Annotated in this window: 1 pseudogene; it reads right to left on the bottom strand. The window is 56.5% G+C overall.

Annotated features, from left to right (window positions below):
- Window positions 1-52: 52 nt before the first annotated feature.
- Window positions 53-283: pseudogene (locus QP994_RS11160) on the bottom strand (hypothetical protein); the annotation flags it as partial.

The raw sequence follows: 283 nt of genomic DNA, 5'->3' as shown, positions 1-283 counted from the left end.
GTTACTGGCGGTGGCCGCCCCTGTATTTCCCAGGGTCCACCATCAGCAAGCGTTACACCACACTAAGGGACGCAACCAAATTCTGGGCCAAGTATTTCGCACCGGTCATGGTGGTGCCATCGGTTAGCCCCAGGATGATGTCATCGCCTACACCACGGATGATTTTGATGTGTTCTTCTAGTGGGATCAGGATCAAGGGGCGGGGCACAGCAGGAGCAATCCGAGCTGGAGTCTCGCCCACAGTGTCGGGGCGAAGACCCAGGATGGTCATGAATGCTTCGTA

Source organism: Corynebacterium sp. MSK044 (assembly GCF_030232825.1).
Lineage (GTDB): Bacteria > Actinomycetota > Actinomycetes > Mycobacteriales > Mycobacteriaceae > Corynebacterium.
This window is presented reverse-complemented; position numbering and strand designations above follow the sequence as displayed.